The 1375-nt window shown below is 62.5% G+C and carries 1 protein-coding gene; it reads left to right on the top strand.

The annotated features are described in order from the left end of the window. Positions 1-57 precede the first annotated feature (57 nt). Positions 58-1332, top strand: a complete 1275-nt coding sequence (locus CFB82_RS29370) for an IS256 family transposase (RefSeq protein WP_373558859.1) — start codon at positions 58-60, stop codon at positions 1330-1332. Positions 1333-1375: the final 43 nt, after the last annotated feature.

A 1375-nucleotide genomic window follows, 5' to 3' on the forward strand; every position in this document is an offset into this window, starting at 1 on the left:
GGGACCTATCCGTGATTTCGTGGGCGGGGCATATCATGAGGTGTAAAGGCCATGGATATGCCGATGAAGAAAAAGAGACAAACTGTAGCGCGTCAGGCAGCGGCCCGAGGGCCGCTGCCTGAACTGCCCAAGGAACTGCTGGACCAGTTGGTCAAGGGGCCGATGTCGCCGGCCGAGGTGCAGGATCTGATGCTGGCATTCAACAAGGCGGTCATCGAGCGCGCGATGGGCGCCGAGATGAATCTGCATCTGGGCTATCCTGCGGGCCAGCCTAAGCCGCCCGGGCAGGTCAACGAGCGCAACGGCGCCAGCGGCAAGACGGTCATCACCGATCGTGGCCCAGTCCGGGTCGACGTGCCTCGTGACCGTGACGGCAGCTTCGAGCCGATCCTGATTCCCAAGCACGAGCGCCGCTTCACCGGTTTCGACGAGCGCATCATCGCGATGTACGCCCGCGGCATGAGCGTGCGCGAGATTCAGGGGTTTCTGGCCGAGCACTATGGCACCGAGGTATCGCCCGACTTCATCAGCTCGGTCACCGACGAGGTGATGGCCGAAGCGCTGACGTGGCAGAGCCGCCCGCTCGAAGCGATGTATCCGGTCGTGTTCTTCGACGCGCTGCGGGTCAAGATCCGCGACGATGGCGTGGTCAGCAACAAGGCCGTCTATCTGGCCTTGGGCATTCAGGCCGACGGCCAGCGCGACGTGCTGGGCCTCTGGATCGAGCAGACCGAGGGCGCCAAGTTCTGGCTCAAGGTGTTCAACGAACTGAAGACGCGCGGCTGCCAGGACATCCTGATCGCCGTGGTCGACGGCTTGAAAGGACTGACCGAGGCCATCAGCGCAGCCTATCCTCGGACCACCGTTCAGACCTGCATCGTGCATCTGATCCGCAACAGTCTGGAGTACGCCAGCTACAAGGATCGCAAGGCAGTGGCCGCCGCGCTACGCCCGATCTACGCGGCCGCCAGCGAAGAGGCGGCAAGGCAGGCGCTACAAGACTTCGCCGACGGACCTTGGGGCGCGAAGTACCCGACGATCGTGCAGTCGTGGCAGCGGGCATGGGAGCACGTCGTACCGTTCTACGTGTTCCCGCCGGAGATTAGACGGGTTGTGTACACCACGAACGCCATAGAAAGTCTGAACATGCAGCTGCGCAAGATCATCAAGACGCGCGGCCACTTCCCGAATGACGAGGCGGCGATCAAGCTGCTCTGGCTGGCGCTGCGCAACGTGCTGGCCAAGACCGTGCGGTCCGCCTTCGACTGGAAATCAGCGATGAACCAGTTTGCTATCCTGTTCGGAGAGCGATTTATGCAGGCGCGCGGATAACGTGCTGTTCAACCGCCTCGCCCACAAAAATGCGGACAGGTTC

The organism is Burkholderia sp. HI2714, assembly GCF_002223085.1.
Classification (GTDB): domain Bacteria; phylum Pseudomonadota; class Gammaproteobacteria; order Burkholderiales; family Burkholderiaceae; genus Burkholderia; species Burkholderia lata_D.